This is a genomic window from Nocardioides potassii (genome assembly GCF_021648885.1).
GTDB classification, from domain to species: Bacteria; Actinomycetota; Actinomycetes; order Propionibacteriales; family Nocardioidaceae; genus Nocardioides; species Nocardioides potassii.
On record NZ_JAKJHZ010000003.1, the window covers coordinates 323,371 to 341,690 of the forward strand.

Genomic DNA, 18,320 nt, shown 5'->3' on the forward strand with positions numbered 1-18,320 from the left:
AGGTCGTTAGATTGGCCGGGTGCAGTACGCGAACTCCGTCCTCGACCTGATCGGCAACACCCCGCTCGTCCGGCTCGGCCGGACGCTCGACCTGGAGGGTGGCCCCGACGCCGGCCCCCTGGTCCTTGCGAAGGTGGAGTACCTCAACCCCGGCGGGTCCGTGAAGGACCGCATCGCCACGCGCATGATCGAGGCGGCGGAGGCGTCCGGCGAGCTCCAGCCCGGCGGCACGATCGTCGAGCCGACGTCCGGCAACACCGGTGTCGGGCTGGCGATGGTGGCCCAGCAGAAGGGCTACAAGTGCATCTTCGTGTGCCCCGACAAGGTGAGCGTGGACAAGCGCAACGTCCTGAAGGCCTACGGCGCCGAGGTCGTGGTGTGCCCGACCGCGGTCGCGCCCGAGCACCCGGACTCCTACTACAACGTCAGCGACCGGCTCGCCTCCGAGCCGGGCGCGTGGAAGCCCAACCAGTACGCCAACCAGCACAACCCGCGCTCGCACTACGAGACCACCGGCCCGGAGATCTGGGAGCAGACGGAGGGCAAGATCACGCACTTCGTGTGCGGCATGGGCACCGGCGGCACGATCAGCGGCGTCGGGCGCTACCTCAAGGAGCAGAACCCCGACGTCCAGGTCATCGGCGCCGACCCGGCCGGCTCGGTCTACTCCGGCGGCACCGGCCGCCCCTACCTCGTCGAGGGCGTCGGTGAGGACTTCTGGCCCGACACCTACGACCGCACCGTCGCCGACCGCGTCATCGAGGTCTCCGACGCCGACTCGTTCGCCTTCACCCGGCGTCTCGCCCGCGAGGAGGCGCTGCTCGTCGGCGGCTCGTGCGGCATGGCGGCGTGGGCGGCGCGGCAGGTCGCCCAGGAGCTCGCGGCCGAGGGCCGCACCGACGCCGTCGTCGTGGTCCTGCTGCCCGACTCAGGCCGCGGCTACCTGACCAAGATCTTCAACGACGAGTGGCTCGCCCAGTACGGCTTCGCCTCGGGCGCCGACGCCGACCACCGCACCGTCGGCGAGGTGCTGCGCGGCAAGTCCGGCCGGCTGCCCGACCTCGTGCACACCCACCCCGGCGAGACGATCGCCGAGGCCGTCCACATCCTCCAGGAGTACGGCGTCAGCCAGATGCCCGTCGTCCGCGCGGAGCCGCCGATCGTGGCCGCCGAGGTCGCGGGGTCGGTGTCCGAGCGCACCATCCTCGACGCGCTGTTCACCGGCGCCGCCAAGCTGACCGACCGCGTCGAGGACCACATGTCCCAGCCGCTGCCGACGATCGGCTCGACGGAGGCCGCGACCGACGCCGTCAGCCTCCTCGGCACGGCCGACGCCGTGCTGGTGCACGAGGACGGCAAGCCCATCGGCGTCCTCACCCGCCAGGACCTCCTCACCTTCGTGGCCGCCCCGTGAGCGCCGTGCGCCTGCGCGTCGCGGCGCTCGCACTGCTCTGCGCCGGCATCCTCGCGGGCTGCGGTGGTGGTGGCGACGACATCGACACCGGCACGGACCCGGTCGAGGTCGAGGTCGGCAAGGCCTTCAGCTGGAACGGCTTCGCCGTCGAGGACGGGTGGGAGCTCAACCCCATCGAGCGGTCCGCCGGCGGTGACGAGGTGACCACGCCGGAGGTGAAGGGCACCATCAAGAACACCCTCGAGGAGGAGCGCGCCGCGATCTTCCAGATGGTGTTCTCCTCCGACGGCGACCCCGTCGCGACGCTCAACTGCTCGGCGGCGAAGATGATCGAGGGCCAGTCGCAGGAGTTCCTCTGCCCGGGCCTCAACACCACCATGCCCGAGGACTACGACGCCGTCGTGGTGCAGGAGTACACCCGCTGACGTGGCGGACCTGACGCTCGAGGTCGTCCTCTTCCTGGTCCTGGCTGCGCTGGTCGCGGGCTTCGTCGACGCGGTGGTCGGCGGCGGTGGGCTGGTGCAGCTGCCGGCGCTGCTCGTGGGCCTGCCGGGCGCGTCGGTGGTGCAGATCGCCGCCACCAACAAGCTCGCGTCCTTCTGCGGCACCTCCATCAGTGCGACGACGTACGTCCGGCGCATCCGCCCCGACCCGCGGACGTTCCTGCCGCTGATGGCCGCCGCCTTCGCCGGGTCGACCGGTGGCGCGCTCGTCGCCTCCCTGCTGCCGCGCAGCGCCTTCGACCCGATCATCCTCGTCGTGCTCGTGCTGGTGGGCGGCTACGTGTGGTTCAAGCCGAGCGTCGGCGAGCTGACCAGCCTGCGCTTCCGCGGCGGCCGGCACCTCACCGCCGTACTGACGACGGGGCTGACGATCGGCTTCTACGACGGCGCGATCGGTCCCGGCACCGGGTCGTTCCTCGTGTTCGCGCTCGTCGGGCTGCTCGGCTACAACTTCCTCGAGGCCTCCGCCAAGGCCAAGCTCGCCAACTGGGCGACCAACCTCGCCGCCCTCGTGGTCTTCGTGCCGCAGGGCGCGGTCATCTGGCAGCTCGCCCTGCCGATGGCGGCGGCCAACATCGTCGGCGGCTACCTCGGCGCGCGCCTGGCGATGGCGCGGGGCTCGCGCTTCGTGCGGGCGTTCTTCCTCGTCGTGGTGTCGGGCTTCGTCGTCCGGCTCGGCGGAGACGTCCTCGGCTGGTGGTGACCGGTACCCTCCCCACGTGGGAGCGGTCTCGTCGGTCGATGCGTTCCAGCGCCGTCATCCCGTCGTCGGCTTCCCGCTGGCGGTCGTCTACAAGTACTTCGACGACCAGGGGCCCTACCTCGCCTCGGCGCTGACCTACTACGCCTTCGTCTCGATCTTCCCGCTGATGCTGCTCGGCAGCTCGATCCTCGGCATCATCCTGCGCGGCGAGCCCAACTGGCAGCAGTCGATCCTCGACTCCGCCCTGGCCCAGTTCCCGATCATCGGCGACGAGCTGGGCCGGCCCAACGGCCTGTCGGGCTCGTTCACGGGTGTCGCGGTCGGCGCCCTCGCCGCGCTCTACGGCGCGATGGGTCTCGGCCAGGCCCTCCAGAACACCCAGCACGTCGCCTGGTCGGTGCCCCGCAACAGCCGGCCCAACCCGTTCTACGCCCGCCTCAAGACGCTCGTCCTCCTCGTCACCGCGGGGTTCTCGCTGCTCGTGGTCTCGGTGGTGTCGACGATCGCCAGCACCACCGACGTCTTCACCGAGGTGCTCGGCCCCGGCCGCCAGTACTTCCTGCCGGTGCTGACCATCCTGGTGGTCGGGACGTTCCTGACGCTCCTGTTCCGCTACGCCGCCACCGGGCAGCACTCGTTCCGCCGCGCAGCGCCGGGCGGTTACTCGCTGGCGGTGATGTGGCAGCTGCTGCAGATCGCGGGAGCGGCCTACGTCAACAACGTCCTGGTCGACACCTCGTCGATGACCAAGACGTTCGGGCTCGTCCTCGGCCTCATCGGCTTCCTCTGGATCGGCGCGGTCATGGCCGTCCTGGCGATGGAGATCAACGTCGTCGCCGCACGCCGGCTCTGGCCGCGCGCCCTGCTGACGCCGTTCACCGACAACGTGCAGCTCACCGACGCGGACCGGGAGGCCTACGCGCTCTACGCCCGGATGCAGCGGCACAAGGGGTTCGAGAAGGTGCAGGTCGTCTGGGAGCCGGGCCCGGCCGAGCGCACGCGGTCCGACGACGGGACATCGGACGGAACGGCTGAGCGGGCCGCGGCGTCCGACGGCCATGGACGACCTGACCCGCGGTGACCTGAAGACCCTCGCACGGGTGCTTCCGGCGGGGTTGGCGATCGCACTCGTCGTCGCCTTCTTCCTCCTTGCGCCCGGACCGGTCGGAGCGCGTGCCCATGGGGCGGCAGTCGACCGCTGGGCCGAGCACGAGCCGACTGCGTACTCCTTCGACACGTCGTACTGCTCAGGCATGTGTGCCGAGTGCACGACGCACGTCACGGTGCGGGACGGTGAGGTCGTCGGCACCACCCGAAGTCGGGGCTGCGGTCCGTCCCGCGACGCCGGCCCGACGATCGACGACATGCTCGACCTCGCCGACCAGATGCGGCCGCGGCTCTTCGGCGCTCACGTGACGATCACCTACGACGGCTACTGGGGCTTCCCGGCCTCCATCACCGAGACGTGCGGCGAGGGCTACTCCGACTGCGGCAGCGGCTGGTCGGTCCGCAACTTCGAGGTCGTCGAGGACCTCAGCTGACGTCGCCGTCCACGTAGAACCATCGCCCTGCCCGCTGCTCGAAGCGGCTGACCTCGTGCATCTCGCCGCCCTCCCAGGAGGCGACGAACTCGACCGTGTCGCCCTCGGCCCGCACGACCCGCAGACCGGTCCAGCGCGTCGACGGGTCCGGTCGTAGGTCGTCGGGCCGGGTGCGCGGGTGCCACGTGCGGAACAGGTGGTCGGCGTCGCCGCGGACGAAGGCGGTGTAGCGCGAGCGCATCAGCTGTTCGGGCGTGCTCGCCTGCTCGCGGTTGGCCAGCAGTGGCCCGCAGCAGTCGTCGTACGCCGCTCCGGTGCCGCAGGGGCAGGCTGGCCGGTCCATGCGCTGAGAGTAGGGGAACCAGCGTGTTGGTCTGCTTGTGCAACGGTGTAATCATGTAAGTACTGCAAAAAGGAGGCAGACACATGATGACCCGAGACGAGTACGACGAGAGCCGCGGACGCGGTGAGGGACGAGGCCGCGGACGACGCGGCCAACGGGGCGAGCGGGGGGAGCGGGGCCGACGTGGCGGTTGGCAGGTCGCCGACCTGCCGCCCGCGGACGACGCCGCCGACTGGTTCCGCGGACGCCTGCCCGACGGCTGGTTCAGCGAGATCGACGTGCGGATCGACCGCGAGGAGATCACGGTGATCGGCACCCTGAGCGAGGAGCAGTCCGAGGGCGCCAACGGCGCCGCGGCGGAGGGCCGCATCTCGCGGTTCCGGTCCGAGACCAAGGCCGAGCGCATCGAGATCGCGCTCGAGGCCCAGGCGCGCTACCAGCGCAAGGTGTCGTGGGGGGTGTGGCTCGGTGGGACCGAGGCGCTCTTCACCCACGTCGCGGCCCCGGTGATGACCCGGCTGCGCCAGCCCGAGCGGCAGGTGCTCGACACCCTCGTCGACGCCGGCGTCGCCCGCTCCCGCTCCGACGCGCTCGCCTGGTCGGTGCGGCTGGTCGGCGAGCACGCCGACGAGTGGCTGGGCCGGCTCCGCGAGGCGATGGCCGAGGTCGACAAGCTGCGTGGCGAGGGCCCTGCCCTCTGACGCGCAGGTTGACGGACCGAACCCGGGCCGCCTCGCTCGACCGAGCGGGGCGGCCCGCCTCAATTCGCTGTTCGGTCCGTCGACCTGCGGACTAGGTTGCGGCCCATGACGATCGAGCGGACCGACCCGCCCTACGCCGCAGACGAGGCCGGCATGCTGCGCGGCTTCCTCGACCACTACCGCGCCACGATCCGGCTCCAGGCGAGCGGGCTCACCGACGAGCAGCTGGACCAGCCGTTGCCGCCGAGCGACCTGACCCTCGGCGGGATGCTCAAGCACCTCGCCTTCGTCGAGGACTACTGGTTGTCCTACAACCTCGCCGGGCACGACCCGGCGCCGCCGTGGGACACCGCGCCGTGGGGCGAGGACGCCGACTGGGACTGGCACAGCGCGGCCGGTGCGTCCCACGCCGAGCTCGACGGGCTGCTCGTCGAGGCGATCGGTCGCTCCGACGCGTGCCTCGACGCGGCGCTCGCTGCCGACCCCGACCTCGGACGGCTCGTGGCCCGCCCGCGTGACCCGGCCAAGGGCGAGACCGCCACGACCCGGTGGGTGCTGGTGCACATGGTCGAGGAGTACGCCCGCCACGCCGGCCACGCCGACCTGATCCGCCAGTCGATCGACGGCGCCACGGACGTCTGACCACCAGGCTGCGGATCTGCTGGAATGGGCCCATGGCCGACCCGATCCGCGTCTACCTGCTCGACGACCACGACGTGGTCCGCGAGGGCCTCCGCTTCCTGCTGGAGCAGCAGGACGACATCGAGGTGGTCGGCGACTCCGCCAGCGCCGTCGAGGCGGCCGCCCGCATCCCGGCGCTGCGCCCGGACGTCGCCGTCCTCGACGCGCGCCTGCCCGACGGGTCGGGCATCGAGGTGTGCCGCTCGGTGCGTGCGGTGGACCCGTCGATCAACGCGCTCATCCTGACGTCGTACGACGACGACGAGGCGCTGTTCGCCGCGATCATGGCCGGGGCGTCGGGCTACGTCCTCAAGGAGATCCGCAGCTCCGACCTGGTCACCGCCGTGCGCCACGTCGCGGCCGGCAAGTCGCTCATCGACCCGGCCATGACCGCCACCGTCCTCGAGCGGATCCGCAAGGGTCCCGAGACGCCTGACGAGCTCGCGTCCCTGACCGAGCGCGAGCGGGTGCTGCTCGGCCACATCGCCGAGGGCCTCACCAACCGCCAGATCGCCGACCAGATGTTCCTCGCCGAGAAGACGGTGAAGAACTACGTCTCCAGCATCCTGGCCAAGCTCGGCCTCGAGCGGCGTACGCAGGCCGCCGTGCTCGCGTCCAAGCTGCTGCGCGAGGAGCAGTAGGCGGTCGGGACCTTGGTCCCCCAGGAGTGGTGACGTCCTCCTCTCGGCGTGGACGCCGCGCGCGACGAGGCTGGAGGCACCGGAAGGGATCCGGTCACCACTACCGAGGAGGCGATGGCGATGAACGTCATCCACCGCCAGCACCACATCAGCACCGAGGGCGTCACCATGTCGGAGACCGAGGAGCACGTCCCCACCGGGCTCTCCCGCGCCCTCGCCGTCCTGCGGATCGCCTTCGGGATCACGTTCCTGTGGGCGTTCCTCGACAAGACCTTCGCGCTCGGCTTCCACACCGGCTACGGCCAGGACGGGACGCTCGACCGCTTCGGCCCCGCCGCCTGGATCAATGGCGGCAGCCCGACCGAGGGCTTCCTCACCTTCGGCGTCCCCGCCGACAACCCGTTCCACGGCTTCTTCGCCTCGCTCGCCGGGCACGCGTGGGTGGACTGGCTGTTCATGGCCGGCCTCCTGGGCATCGGCGTGACCCTGCTCCTCGGGGTGGGCATGCGGATCGGCACTGCCGCCGGAGCCCTGATGTACGCCTTCATGTACGCCGCCTCGCTCCCGCTCGAGAACAACCCGGTGGTCGACGACCACCTGGTCGGGATCATCGTGATGGCCGTCCTCGCCCTCGGCGCGGCCGGCAGCACGTGGGGGCTGGGTCGCTGGTGGAGCAGCACGGACGTCGTGCAGGAGCACCCCGTCCTGCAGTGACACACCCGGCCCAGGGAGGACCCGGCACCGCAGGGTGCCGGGTCCTTCAGCGTCTCAGGAGAGCGGGACGCGCCAGACGAGGACGGTGCCGCGCGGCGTCGCCGGCTCCAGCGAGAGCGTCCCGCCGAGGTCGTCGGCGCGCCGCCGGCCGTTCCGGAGACCGCTCTCGCTGACCTCGCCGGGCAGCCCGACGCCGTCGTCGGCGACGCGGAGCTCGAGCAGGTCACCGCCGAGCACGACGTCGACCTCGCAGCCGTCGGCGAGCGCGTGCCGGGCCACGTTGGACACGGCCTCGCGCAGGACGGCGAGCAGCTGGGCGCCGAGGGCCGGCGGCACGGCGGTGTCCAGGGGACCGGAGGTCCGGACGACCGGTGTGAACCCCAGCACCGGGACGTACTCCTTGACCAGGCTCCGGATCCGCGCGCGCAGCGACTCGCCACCGCGGTCCTGCAGCTCGAAGATCGTGCCGCGGATCGCCTTGATGGTGTCGTCGAGCTCGGCCACCGACCGGTCGAGCCGCTCGGAGACCGGGCCGTCGCCGGTCATCGCCGCCACGCCCTGCAGCTGCAGGCCGGTGGCGAAGAGGCGCTGGATGACGATGTCGTGCAGGTCGCGCGCGATCCGCTCACGGTCGGAGATGAGGGCGAGCTCCTGACGGTCGGCGAGCGCCTGCGTCCGGTCGAGCGAGAGGGCGACCTGGTCGGCGAACCCGGCGAAGAGCTCCCGGTCCTGGACGTCGAGGAGGCCGGCGTCGCGCTGGGTGACGGCGACGAGGGCGGTCACGGGTGCGAGGTGGGAGCGCAGCGGTACGACGACGAGCGGAGCGCCGTCGACCTCGACCGTCACCACGGACGAGCCGGCGTCGAGCGTGCGGCGCGCCTCGGCGAGGACGGCCAGCACCCGGTCGTCGTCCGCGTCCGGTGCGGTGCTGACGGTGTCGTGGTCGGCGCCGAGCGAGGACCAGAGCGCCACCGCCCGGGCGCCCGAGACCTGGCGGGCGGTCGAGACGATCTGGAGCAGCGCGGTCGGCAGATCGACCGGCGGCTGGAGCAGCTCGGCGAGCTCCGCCGACGCCTCGAGCCACTGGCGCCGACGCTCGCTCAGCGCGAAGGAGCGGGCGTTGCTGATCACGTAGCCCGCGGTCCGGGCGAGCTCCTCGACCAGGCCCTCGTCGGTCTCCGTGAAGGGCCCACCGCCGGCCTTCTCGGTGAGGTAGAGGTTGCCGAACACCGTGCCGCGGATGCGCACCGGCATGCCGAGGAAGGAGGTCATGGGCGGGTGGTTCGGAGGGAAGCCGACCGACGCCCGGTGCGCCGTCAGGTCCGCGAGGCGCAAGCCGGACGGGTCCTCGATGATCACGCCGAGGATGCCGCGGCCGTGCGGCAGGTCGCCGATCAGCTCGCGCGTGCGCTCGTCCAGGCCGGTCGTGACGAACTCGACCAGTCCGTCGCCCTGCCGGTCTAGCACGCCGAGCGCGCCGTAGCGGGCGCCCGTGAGGGCGGTGGCCGCCTCGACGATGCGGGTCAGCACGCTGGTGAGGTCGAGGTCGCTCGAGATCGCGGTCACGGCGCCCAGCAGCGAGCGCGCGTCCGCGCCGAGGTCGGGCGGAGGGGTGTGCGTCACCCGCACATCCTCCTACGCCAGTCGTCGTACGGGCAGGAACTCCCAGGGGTCCCAGCCGCCGCCGAGCTGGCGGCCGGTGACCTCGGTCCAGGGGATCCGGACGAGCAGGTGGCGCTGTCCCTCGGCCCACGGACGCGGCTGCCACGAGCGGGCGATCCGCGCGAGGGCCTCGTGGTCGTCGACGAAGGACGCCCGGCCGCGCACGACCACGCTCCAGCCCCGCTTGAGCTCGTGGTCGAACTGGTCGACCTCGAAGCAGACCTGCGCGTCGCGACCGTAGGTCCCCAGCAGGCTGTAGGCCGTCGTGCGCACGAGCACGGACTCCGGTCCGTCGCCGCGCTCGCCTGCGTCCACGGCGTAGTTGACCGGGATGATGTGGGGACCGTCCGGCGTGCCCAGCGCCACCCGGCCGGCGACGCCGGCCCGGAGCAGGCGCGAGCAGTCGTCGCGGGACAGGTCGTACGACATGGGCATGGGGTCCTCCTCCGGCTCGGACTCCCAGCGTGCCTCCGGCGCACCGCCCCCGGGCAGGGCCGAAGGTCCCGGGCCGACCCGCCTACTGCCCCTGGTCGGTGATGAGCCCTCCGGTCGTCGGCTGGTAGGGGTTGAGGCCGTGGTCGATGGCGTACTGCTTGAGGTAGCCCTCCTGGCCCAGCACCTTGATCCGCTCGGCGATCTTCGCCGCCTCGGCCTTCTCGACCTCGACCTGCGCCTGCGCGGCCTTCACCTGGGCGGCGGCCTCGGCCTCCTTGGCCTTGGCGCGGGCGACGGCCTCCTGCTGGGCGACGAGCGCGGCCTTGACGGCGTCCGGCGGCACCGGCTTCTGCAGGGTGATCGCGAAGTCGGTGAAGAACTCCTCGTCGCCGTCGATGTTGCGACCGACCAGCTCGGGCATCTGCTCGAGGACGTCCTGCTCCCACTGCGCCTTGACGGCCGGGTCGGTGTAGAGCTCGGTGTAGGTGTAGTTCTGGCTGGCGCGGTCGATCGCGGTCTCGAGCGGTCGGCTGATGTAGACGCTGAGCATCGAGAGCCAGCCGGCCGAGCCGTTGCCGTCGGTGGAGTCCATGTAGGCGGCGTAGCGGTTGCCGATGAGGTCGTGGAACTTCTGCAGCGTCTTGCAGTCGGTGTTGAGCAGGAAGGCGGCAACCCCGTCGACGGACATCTCGATGCCGTCCTTGCTGACGAACGTGACCGGGCCGCGGTCGCCGTTCTCGCCGAAGACGTAGTTGCGCTGGCTCTTGGGGTACGAGTAGTGCTTGTCGCCGGGCCCGTCCCACACGCGCGTCGAGCTCTCCACGCAGTCCTGGAACCGTCGCGGCGTGAACGCGCCGTCGCTGTAGTGCAGGGCCACCTGGTCGGGGCCGGTCGACACGGTCGTCGGGCGGACGAAGACCAGCACGCCGATCGCGAGGACCAGCAGCAGGAGGAACACCCCCGACACCTTCTTGAGCGCTCCGGCGCCGCTGGCGATCTTGTTCGTGGTGGCCATCAGGGTCCTCAGGCGTCCGGGCCGCGGGAGATGCGGCGGTGGTGGGTCTGGATCTCGTCGATGATGATCGTGGAGAGCTCGGGGGAGACGTCGCGGTGCTGCCACGCCAGCTCGCGCAGCTGCTCGATGAAGGCGTCGCGCTCGGCGAGGTCGCGCGATGGCGCGGTCGGGGCGGCGGCGGGCGTCGTACCGACGCCGGCAGACATGCGGCCTGCCCAGAAGGCGACGCCGATCAGCACGAGCACCAGAATCGGGAGCAGCGGACCCATCATGGCCGCATCCTGCCCTGTCGCGCGGGGTTGAACCCTGCTTTCCCCACTGGTCCAGATCGGCGTCCGGGGCAGGTTCGAGCGCACTCCACGTTGACGGCCGGGTCTAGCGTGGAGAGCGTGACGGACCAGAGCACCCAGCACCCCTCCAGCTCCCACCCCGAGGCGGGCACCCTCGGCCAGCTCCGCGCCAGCGGCCACCAGCAGAAGACGCTCCGCCAGGAGCTGCGCGACAACCTGCTCGCGCGCCTGCGCGGCGGCGAGGACCCGTGGCCCGGCCTGCACGGCTTCTCCGAGAGCGTGATCCCGCAGGTCGAGCGCGCGCTGCTGGCCGGCCACGACATCGTGCTGCTCGGCGAGCGCGGGCAGGGCAAGACCCGGCTGCTGCGCTCGCTGGTCGGCCTCCTCGACGAGTGGTCCCCGGTCATCTCCGGCTCCGAGCTGGGCGAGCACCCCTACGAGCCGATCACGGTCACGTCGCAGCAGGCCGCGGCGACGTACGGCGACGACCTGCGCATCTCGTGGCGCCACCGCGACGAGAGGTACGCCGAGAAGCTCGCGACGCCCGACACGTCGGTCGCCGACCTGATCGGCGACGTCGACCCGATGAAGGTGGCGGAGGGCCGGCACCTGGGTGACCCCGAGACCATCCACTTCGGGCTGATCCCGCGCAGCCACCGCGGCATCGTCGCCATCAACGAGCTGCCCGACCTCGCCGAGCGGATCCAGGTCGCGATGCTCAACGTGATGGAGGAGCGCGACATCCAGATCCGCGGCTACATCCTGCGGCTGCCGCTCGACGTGCTCGTCGTCGCCAGCGCGAACCCGGAGGACTACACCAACCGCGGCCGGATCATCACACCGCTCAAGGACCGCTTCGGCGCCGAGATCCGCACCCACTACCCGCGGGAGGTGGAGGAGGAGATGGCGGTCATCGAGCAGGAGGCCGACCTCGTCGCCGAGGTGCCGACCTACCTCCTCGAGGTGCTCGCCCGCTTCACCCGCAACCTGCGCGACTCCCAGGCGGTCGACCAGCGCTCGGGCGTGAGCGCGCGCTTCGCGATCGCCGGCGCCGAGACCATCGCCGCCGCGGCGCTGCACCGCGCGACGACGCAGGGGGAGGACGAGGCCGTGGCGCGCGTGGTCGACCTCGAGACCGCGGTCGACGTGCTCGGCGGCAAGATCGAGTTCGAGACGGGCGAGGAGGGACGGGAGACCGAGATCCTCACCCACTTGCTCCGCACCGCCATCGCCGAGACGGTCCGCGCCCACCTCGCCGGCATCGACCTGCGCCTGCTCGTCGAGGCGATCGAGGAGGGCGCGATGGTCAGCACCGGCGCCCGCGTCGGCGCGCGCGACTTCCTCGCCGGCCTGCCGGTGCTGGGGGAGTCGGAGCTCTACGACGCGGTGTGCGACCGCCTCGGCGCGACCAACGACGGCGAGCGCGCGGCTGCCATCGAGCTCGCGCTGGAGGGGCTCTACCTCGCCCGCAAGATCGGCAAGGACACCGACGCCGGGGAGACCGTCTATGGCTGAGCGCCCCTCGCTGGTCGAGGTGCGAGCGCAGCGAGCCTCGAGACCCGTGCTGCGTCCCGCCGCCACCGACGACATCCCGGCCCTCGTCGCGCTCGGCCGCGCCGTCGTGCCGCCGACCTACGGCCCGATCGACGCGGCGTACGCCCAGCGGATGATCGACGAGTGGTGGACGCCGGCCGTCTTCACCCGCTCCATGCAGACCAACCGCCACCTCGTCGCCGAGGTCCACGGGGAGGTCGTCGCGCTGTCGTCGTTCGGCCGTCTGTCACGGTCCTACCGCGAGTTCCCGTACGTCGACGGTGACCGCGAGGTGATGTGGAAGCTCTACGTCCATCCCGACCACCACGGCCGCGGGATCGGCAGCCGGCTGCTCGCCGAGGTCGAGACGCTGGTCGAGGGGGACGAGCTGTGGCTCGAGGTCGTCGACGGCAACGACCAGGCGTTCGGGTTCTACCGCGCCCGCGGCTTCACCGAGGTCGAGCGCTCGAGTGACGGCCAGTGGCCCGACGACGTCTGGATGAGGAAGGTGCTGCGGTGAGCCGCTTCCAGAAGTACGCCGGCGGCGACCCGCTCGCGCCTCCCGTCGACCTCGCCGACGCGCTCGACGCGATCGGCCAGGACGTGATGGCCGGCTACTCGCCCGAGCACGCGATGCGCGAGTACCTCCGGCGCGGGAGCCCCGACCAGGCCGGGCTCGACGAGCTCCAGCGCCGCGTCGCTGAGCGGCGACGCGAGATCCTCCAGCGCAACAACCTCGACGGCACGATGCGGGAGGTGCGCGAGCTCCTCGACAAGGCCGTGCTGGCCGAGCGCGGCCAGCTCGCCCGCGACATCACGATGTCGGACTCCGACCGCGACTTCCGCGAGATGGTGCTGGACAACCTGCCGTCGTCCACCGCTGCGGCGGTGAGCGAGCTGTCGTCGTACGACTGGCAGTCGTCCGACGCACGCGAGGCCTACGAGCAGATCAAGGACCTGCTCGGTCGCGAGCTCCTCGACCAGCGGTTCGCCGGCATGAAGCAGGCGCTCGAGGGCGCCACCGACGAGGACCGGGCCGCGGTCGCCGAGATGCTGTCGGACCTCAACGACCTGCTCGAGAAGCACGCGGCGGGTGGCGTTAGCGACGAGGAGTTCGAGGACTTCATGGACAAGCACGGGGACTTCTTCCCCGAGCGGCCAGCCAACATGGAGGAGCTCCTCGACTCGCTCGCCCAGCGCGCGGCAGCGGCGCAACGGATGCTGAACTCGATGACCGAGGAGCAGCGGCAGGAGCTCATGGAGCTCTCGCAGCAGGCCTTCGGCTCGCCCCAGCTGATGGAGCAGCTGGCGCGGATGGACGCCAACCTCCAGGCGCTGCGTCCCGGCGAGGACTGGTCGGGCTCGGAGAGCTTCGAGGGGGACCAGGGCATGGGCCTCGGCGACGGGACCGGTGCGCTGCAGGACCTCGCGCAGCTCGACCAGCTGTCCGACCAGCTCGCCCAGTCCTACCAGGGCGCCCGGCTCGACGACGTGGACCTCGACGCGCTGGCCGACCAGCTGGGCCCGGAGTCGGCCTTCGCCGCGAAGACCCTGCAGGAGCTCGAGCAGGCGCTGCGCGACAGCGGCTACCTCAAGCGCGGGTCCGACGGGGAGCTCAGGCTCTCGCCGAAGGCGATGCGCCAGCTCGGCAAGGCACTGCTGCGCGACGTGGCCGACCGGATGAGTGGCCGCAGCGGCGCCCGGGAGACGCGTACGACGGGGCTCGCCGGCGAGCCGTCCGGCGCCACCCGCCGGTGGGAGTTCGGCGACACCGAGCCGTGGGACGTCCCGCGCACGATCACCAACGCGGTGCTGCGCGACGGTGGCACCTTCCCCATCCGCATCCAGGTCGACGACATCGAGGTGACCGAGACCGAGGCCCGCACCCAGGCCGCCGTGGCACTCCTGGTCGACACGTCGTTCTCGATGGCGATGGACGGCCGGTGGGTGCCGATGAAGCGTACGGCGCTCGCGCTGCACCAGCTGGTCCGCTCACGGTTCCGCGGCGACGACCTGCAGCTCATCGCCTTCGGACGCCACGCGCAGGTGATGGAGATCGAGCAGCTGACCGCGCTGGACGCGAAGTGGGACAAGGGCACGAACCTGCACCACGGCCTGCTGCTCGCCAACCGGTTCTTCCGCAAGCACCCCAACGCGCAGCCCGTGCTGCTGGTCGTCACCGACGGCGAGCCGACCTCGCACCTCGAGGCCGACGGCGAGGTCTGGTTCTCCTACCCGCCGCACCCGCTCACGATCGCCCACTCGGTGCGCGAGCTCGACGCGGCCGCGCGGCTGGGGGCTCAGGTGACGTTCTTCCGGCTCGGCGAGGACCCGGGCCTGGCGCGCTTCATCGACTCGATGGCCCGGCGGGTCGACGGCCGGATGGTGAGCCCCGAGCTCGACGACCTCGGAGCCGCGGTGGTCGGGTCCTACCTCGGCTCACGCGGACCCGGGACGTCGTACCGCGAGCACTTCGGCGACTTCTACGGCGGTAGGGGGTTCTGGGTCTAGAGGACCGTGCTTGGCTGGTGCCGTGACCGACCAGCTGACTGCCCGTCGATTCATCGAGGCCGCGCCCTCGGCGGTCTTCTCCGTGCTGTGCGACCCGGAGGGACACGTCGACATCGACGCCTCCGGCATGCTGCAGTCGGCGGAGGGTGGTGTGGTCGGCGCGGTCGGTGACCGATTCGTCGTCCACATGGACCGTGAGGCGCTCGGTGACCTCCCGATGGGCCGGTACGACGTGGAGGTGGTGATCGATCGGTTCGAGCGGGATCGCGAGATCGCGTGGTGGATCGACGGCACGATCAAGCCGCCCATCGGACACACGTACGGCTACCTCCTCGAGGAGGGCGAGGTGGGGAGCACCCCGGGCACGTGGGTGACGTCCGTCTACGACTGGTCGCGGGTCTCCGACGACTGGCGTCCGATCTTCCCGGTCATCGACCAGAGCGCCCTGCGGGCCACCCTGGGGATCCTGGACCGGGTGGTGCGCCGCCGGGGCTAGCGACCGGAGGCCTCGAGCATCCGCGCCAGCTCGGCCCCCATGTGCTCGATGACGGCCTGGAGGGCCTTGGCGGGACGCACCATCACCGTGAAGTCGACGATCTGTCCGTCCTCGTCCCACGTGATCATGTCGATCCCGGAGACGTCGAGCCCGCCGACCTCGGTGCGGAACTGGAGGACCGCGGAGTCGTCTCCGAGCCACTCGCGCTCGTAGGACAGCGCCGGGCCGAGCACGGCGAACGCGGCCGTCAGGTAGCCCACGACGGTGTCGCGCCCGACCTGCGGGGTGTGCACGGCAGGGCTGCGGAAGACCGCGTCCTCGGCGATCAGCGCAGGCAGCCCGGCGGGGTCGCGGCTCTCGACGACGGCGTGCCAGCGGGCCAGTGCGCGTGCTGCATCCATGGCGACATCGTGCCAGCCGGCCACGGCAGGGCGCGGGTCTGGCAGGGTCTGGCACGTGGAGCTCCGAGACCTGCCGCGCGTCGTCTGGGCGCTGGCGGCGGCGAGGTTCGTGTCGTCGGCTGCGTCGTTCACCATGCTGTTCCTCACCCTCTACCTCACCGGACCGCGGGAGATGTCGACGGCCACGGCGGGCCTGCTCGCCGGCACGGTGGGCGTCGGCTTCCTCGTCGGCAACTTCACCGGTGGTCGGTGGGGCGACCGGTACGGCCACCGCCGGGTGCTGCTCGGGGCGAGCTCGGCCGGCGGCCTGCTCCTCGTCGTCGTACCGCTCCTGCCGCTGTGGGCCCTGGTCGGGCTGCTGCCGGTGCAGTCCTACCTGATGGCGACGGGGTCGGTGTCGTCCGGCGCGCTCTCGGCGCTCGCGGTCCCGCGCGGCCAGCGTCGTACGTCGGTGGCTGTCGGCCGGGCCGCCTCCAATGCCGGCTTCGTGCTGGGGCCGCCCCTGGGTGCACTGCTCGTGACGTGGAGCTACGAGGCGATGTTCGTCGTCGACGGCCTGGCCGTGATCGTCGTACGTCTCGCCCTGAGCCGGCTCCTGCCACGTGACGCCCCCGACATTGTCGCCGCGCGACCGGTCGGCCACGGCCTGCTGACGGCGCTGCGGGCGGACCGGTCGCTGGTCGTGCTGCTCGTCGGCGTCGTGCTCGTCGACCTCGTCTACCGCCAGCTCTACTCGACCCTCCCACTCCACCTGCGCGACTCCGGCCAGCCCGTCTGGCTCTACGCGTCGGTGATCGCGGTCGGGAGCGGGCTGATCCTCGTCCTCGAGATCCCGGTGACCCAGTGGCTGCAGGGGCGCGGGGCGTACGGCGTCATCTCGCTCGGCTACGCGCTCGTCGGCCTGGGCACGGCGATGTTCGCGCTCCCGGTGTCCGTCGCGTCCGTGCTGCTGGCGATGGTCGTGCTCACCGCCGGCGAGATCCTCTACAAGACCACCGCCACGGCCCACGTGCTCGACCAGGCGCCCGACCACCTCGTCGGCCAGTACCAGCGGCTCTACACCGGCGCGGCCACCAGCGGGACGCTGATCTCCGCGCCCGTCGGCACGGCCGTCTATGCCGCCGCCCCCGGCCTGCTCTGGCCGCTCATGGCCGCCCTGGCACTCGCCGCGGCGGCGTTCGTCCTGCTCGCCCGCCGGGTCGCCGGCACCCCTGTAACGCCGGGTTAGGAGGTGTACCCCCCCCCATGCACTGCAGTCGGTACAGCTGCTAACCCGGCGTTACAGCGCACATGGAGGGCCGGCCGGCAGGATCAGGCCTCGGCGAAGCCGGGCAGCGACTCCTCGAGGATCTCGCGGAAGGGCGCGGTGGCGTTGAGCTGGCTGAGCATGCCGATGGCGCCGACCCAGGTGCGGTGGATGAGGAGGTACGACGTCGGCAGGTTGAGCTTGAGGGCGAGCGCGAACTCCTCCGAGCGGGGGTCGTTGACCCGTTCGAACTGGCCGCGCATCCACTCGCGGGTGAAGGTGAAGCGCTCGACCGCCGCCGGCTCGACGAACGGGGCGAGGTAGGACAGCACCATCTCGGGGTCCACCTCGATCCTGTCCCGGATGAAGCCCTCCTCGCGCAGCCCGGCCACCAGCGACTCCGGGTCGGCCTCGAGCGCGATGCGCAGCAGCCGTCCGGTGGCGGGCGGCATCGACCCGCCCTCGAGACGGGCGACCGCGCCGAAGTCCAGCACTCCGATGCGGCCGAGGCCGCCGTCGGCCGCGGGCAGGATGCGGAAGTTGCCGGGGTGGGGGTCGGCGTGCAGCATCCCGGTGAGCCGAGGACCCTCGAAGAGGAAGCGGACGAACAACTCACCGTAGTGGTCGCGCTCCTCCTGCGTGCCCTCGCGGATGACGTGCGCCAGCGAGTGGGGCGAGTCGAGCCACTCGGTGACCAGCACCTGCTCGCCGACGGCGACGACACCCGGCACCTTGATGTCGGGGTGGTCGGCGAAGGCGTCGGCGTAGGCCGCCTGCGCCTCGGCCTCCAGGTGGTAGTCGAGCTCGTCGGCGGCGCGCGCCTGGAGCTCGGCGACGAGCGGCTTGATGTCGAGGCCCGGGAAGACCGGCGCCATCCCGCGGGCGACGCGCGCGATCTGGCGCAGGTCGGCCATCAGCGCCTCGCCGGCGCCGGGGTACTGGACCTTGACCGCGACGTCGCGCTCCTCGCCGTCCACCAGCCAGCGGCCGCGGTGGACCTGGCCGATCGAGGCGGCGGCGGTCGGGGCGCCGTCGAGCCAGACCAGCCGCTCCTTCCAGTCCGCGCCCAGGTAGGTGGTGAGCTGCTGGCGGACCGTCGCGGTCGGCATCGGGGGAGCGGAGTCCTGGAGCGCGGTGAGGTGCTCGCGGTAGGGAGCGGCCAGGTCCTCCGGCAGCGCCGACTCGAGCACGCTGAGGGCCTGGCCGAACTTCATCGCACCGCCCTTCAGCTCGCCGAGCGTGCGGAACAGCTGCTCGGCGGTGCGCTGCTGGACCTCGCTCATCACCACGTCGGCGTTGCGCCCGCCCAGGCGCTTGCCGAACCCGATCGCCTGCCTGCCGGCGTACCCCAGGGGGAGCGCGGCGAGGCGGGCCGTGCGGGCGGCTGCCTTGCGCGGGAGCTCGGTCATGGGGCCATTGTCCCCTGCCGCGCAATCCGCCCGTGGCAGGGCGCCGAACCACCGCTGTCCGCAGGTTCCGTGACCCGTCGC

At 71.8% G+C, this 18,320-nt stretch carries 21 protein-coding genes; 14 read left to right on the forward strand and 7 right to left on the reverse strand.

Annotated features, from left to right (window positions below; translation table 11 throughout):
* The first annotated feature begins 19 nt into the window (after positions 1-19).
* The 5 genes from L2K70_RS02940 to L2K70_RS02960 are packed head-to-tail and all read left to right on the forward strand — an operon-like array spanning position 20 to position 4,161.
* On the forward strand, positions 20-1,414 hold the full coding sequence (locus tag L2K70_RS02940) for a cystathionine beta-synthase (RefSeq protein WP_236398737.1): 1,395 nt from the start codon (positions 20-22) through the stop codon (positions 1,412-1,414).
* Entirely contained in the window at positions 1,411-1,839 is a 429-nt protein-coding gene (locus L2K70_RS02945; RefSeq protein WP_236398740.1) for a hypothetical protein, read from the forward strand. The genes L2K70_RS02940 and L2K70_RS02945 overlap by 4 nt, the downstream gene beginning before the upstream one ends.
* Before the next feature lies 1 nt (position 1,840).
* Positions 1,841-2,620: a TSUP family transporter gene (locus L2K70_RS02950; protein WP_236398742.1), complete on the forward strand. Its 780-nt coding sequence runs from the start codon at positions 1,841-1,843 to the stop codon at positions 2,618-2,620.
* Positions 2,621-2,636: 16 nt separating this feature from the next.
* Positions 2,637-3,701, forward strand: coding sequence for a YihY/virulence factor BrkB family protein (locus tag L2K70_RS02955; RefSeq protein ID WP_236398745.1), 1,065 nt, complete (start codon positions 2,637-2,639; stop codon positions 3,699-3,701).
* Positions 3,679-4,161, forward strand: coding sequence for a DUF6174 domain-containing protein (locus L2K70_RS02960; RefSeq protein WP_236398748.1), 483 nt, complete (start codon positions 3,679-3,681; stop codon positions 4,159-4,161). Before L2K70_RS02955 ends, L2K70_RS02960 begins: the two co-directional genes overlap by 23 nt.
* On the opposite strand, the gene L2K70_RS02965 is transcribed toward L2K70_RS02960, so the two are convergent.
* On the reverse strand, positions 4,154-4,504 hold the full coding sequence (locus tag L2K70_RS02965; protein ID WP_236398750.1) for a YchJ family protein: 351 nt from the start codon (positions 4,502-4,504) through the stop codon (positions 4,154-4,156). The genes L2K70_RS02960 and L2K70_RS02965 overlap by 8 nt on opposite strands.
* 83 nt (positions 4,505-4,587) lie before the next feature.
* On the opposite strand from L2K70_RS02965, the gene abmR reads away from it, so the two are divergent.
* The 4 genes from abmR to L2K70_RS02985 all read left to right on the forward strand — a co-directional run bounded on the left by abmR (position 4,588) and on the right by L2K70_RS02985 (position 7,241).
* Positions 4,588-5,205 carry an ATP-binding transcription factor AbmR gene (gene abmR / locus L2K70_RS02970; protein WP_303645848.1) on the forward strand — a complete coding sequence of 206 codons (618 nt, stop codon included), beginning with the start codon at positions 4,588-4,590 and terminating at the stop codon, positions 5,203-5,205.
* Between the two features lie 105 nt (positions 5,206-5,310).
* On the forward strand, positions 5,311-5,847 hold the full coding sequence (locus tag L2K70_RS02975) for a DinB family protein (protein WP_236398754.1): 537 nt from the start codon (positions 5,311-5,313) through the stop codon (positions 5,845-5,847).
* Positions 5,848-5,879: 32 nt separating this feature from the next.
* Positions 5,880-6,527, forward strand: a complete 648-nt coding sequence (locus L2K70_RS02980) for a response regulator (RefSeq protein WP_236398757.1) — start codon at positions 5,880-5,882, stop codon at positions 6,525-6,527.
* 120 nt (positions 6,528-6,647) lie between these two features.
* The gene (locus tag L2K70_RS02985) at positions 6,648-7,241 is read left to right on the forward strand and encodes a hypothetical protein (RefSeq protein WP_236398760.1); all 594 of its coding nucleotides are present in this window, start codon (positions 6,648-6,650) and stop codon (positions 7,239-7,241) included.
* 54 nt (positions 7,242-7,295) lie between these two features.
* Here the strand turns inward: L2K70_RS02985 and L2K70_RS02990 are convergent, their stop codons facing one another.
* The 4 genes from L2K70_RS02990 to L2K70_RS03005 form a co-directional block, all read right to left on the reverse strand.
* Positions 7,296-8,864, reverse strand: a complete 1,569-nt coding sequence (locus L2K70_RS02990) for a GAF domain-containing sensor histidine kinase (RefSeq protein ID WP_236398763.1) — start codon at positions 8,862-8,864, stop codon at positions 7,296-7,298.
* A gap of 12 nt (positions 8,865-8,876) precedes the next feature.
* Positions 8,877-9,338 carry a pyridoxamine 5'-phosphate oxidase family protein gene (locus L2K70_RS02995; RefSeq protein ID WP_236398766.1) on the reverse strand — a complete coding sequence of 154 codons (462 nt, stop codon included), beginning with the start codon at positions 9,336-9,338 and terminating at the stop codon, positions 8,877-8,879.
* Positions 9,339-9,420: 82 nt separating this feature from the next.
* Entirely contained in the window at positions 9,421-10,353 is a 933-nt protein-coding gene (locus tag L2K70_RS03000; RefSeq protein WP_236398770.1) for an SPFH domain-containing protein, read from the reverse strand.
* An 8-nt stretch (positions 10,354-10,361) separates the two neighbouring features.
* A complete protein-coding gene (locus L2K70_RS03005; protein ID WP_236398773.1) occupies positions 10,362-10,625 on the reverse strand; it encodes a hypothetical protein in 264 nt (87 codons plus the stop codon).
* Between the two features lie 117 nt (positions 10,626-10,742).
* Between L2K70_RS03005 and L2K70_RS03010 the strand changes: the two genes are divergently transcribed.
* The 4 genes from L2K70_RS03010 to L2K70_RS03025 are packed head-to-tail and all read left to right on the forward strand — an operon-like array spanning position 10,743 to position 15,183.
* Positions 10,743-12,158, forward strand: a complete 1,416-nt coding sequence (locus L2K70_RS03010; RefSeq protein WP_236398776.1) for a MoxR family ATPase — start codon at positions 10,743-10,745, stop codon at positions 12,156-12,158.
* Complete coding sequence (locus tag L2K70_RS03015) at positions 12,151-12,696, forward strand: GNAT family N-acetyltransferase (protein ID WP_236398779.1); 546 nt, start codon at positions 12,151-12,153, stop codon at positions 12,694-12,696. Before L2K70_RS03010 ends, L2K70_RS03015 begins: the two co-directional genes overlap by 8 nt.
* Positions 12,693-14,687: a vWA domain-containing protein gene (locus L2K70_RS03020; protein WP_236398782.1), complete on the forward strand. Its 1,995-nt coding sequence runs from the start codon at positions 12,693-12,695 to the stop codon at positions 14,685-14,687. The genes L2K70_RS03015 and L2K70_RS03020 overlap by 4 nt, the downstream gene beginning before the upstream one ends.
* Positions 14,688-14,709: 22 nt before the next feature.
* Positions 14,710-15,183, forward strand: coding sequence for an SRPBCC family protein (locus L2K70_RS03025; protein WP_236398785.1), 474 nt, complete (start codon positions 14,710-14,712; stop codon positions 15,181-15,183).
* On the opposite strand, the gene L2K70_RS03030 is transcribed toward L2K70_RS03025, so the two are convergent.
* The gene (locus tag L2K70_RS03030) at positions 15,180-15,584 is read right to left on the reverse strand and encodes a nuclear transport factor 2 family protein (RefSeq protein ID WP_236398788.1); all 405 of its coding nucleotides are present in this window, start codon (positions 15,582-15,584) and stop codon (positions 15,180-15,182) included. The two genes, L2K70_RS03025 and L2K70_RS03030, sit on opposite strands and share 4 nt — an antisense overlap.
* A 55-nt stretch (positions 15,585-15,639) precedes the next feature.
* Between L2K70_RS03030 and L2K70_RS03035 the strand changes: the two genes are divergently transcribed.
* Entirely contained in the window at positions 15,640-16,812 is a 1,173-nt protein-coding gene (locus tag L2K70_RS03035; protein ID WP_236398791.1) for an MFS transporter, read from the forward strand.
* Between the two features lie 83 nt (positions 16,813-16,895).
* Here L2K70_RS03035 and L2K70_RS03040 read toward each other — a convergent pair whose 3' ends face one another.
* Positions 16,896-18,239 (reverse strand): ABC1 kinase family protein, encoded by a 1,344-nt coding sequence (locus L2K70_RS03040; protein WP_236398794.1) that lies wholly within the window; start codon positions 18,237-18,239, stop codon positions 16,896-16,898.
* Between the last annotated feature and the right edge of the window lie 81 nt (positions 18,240-18,320).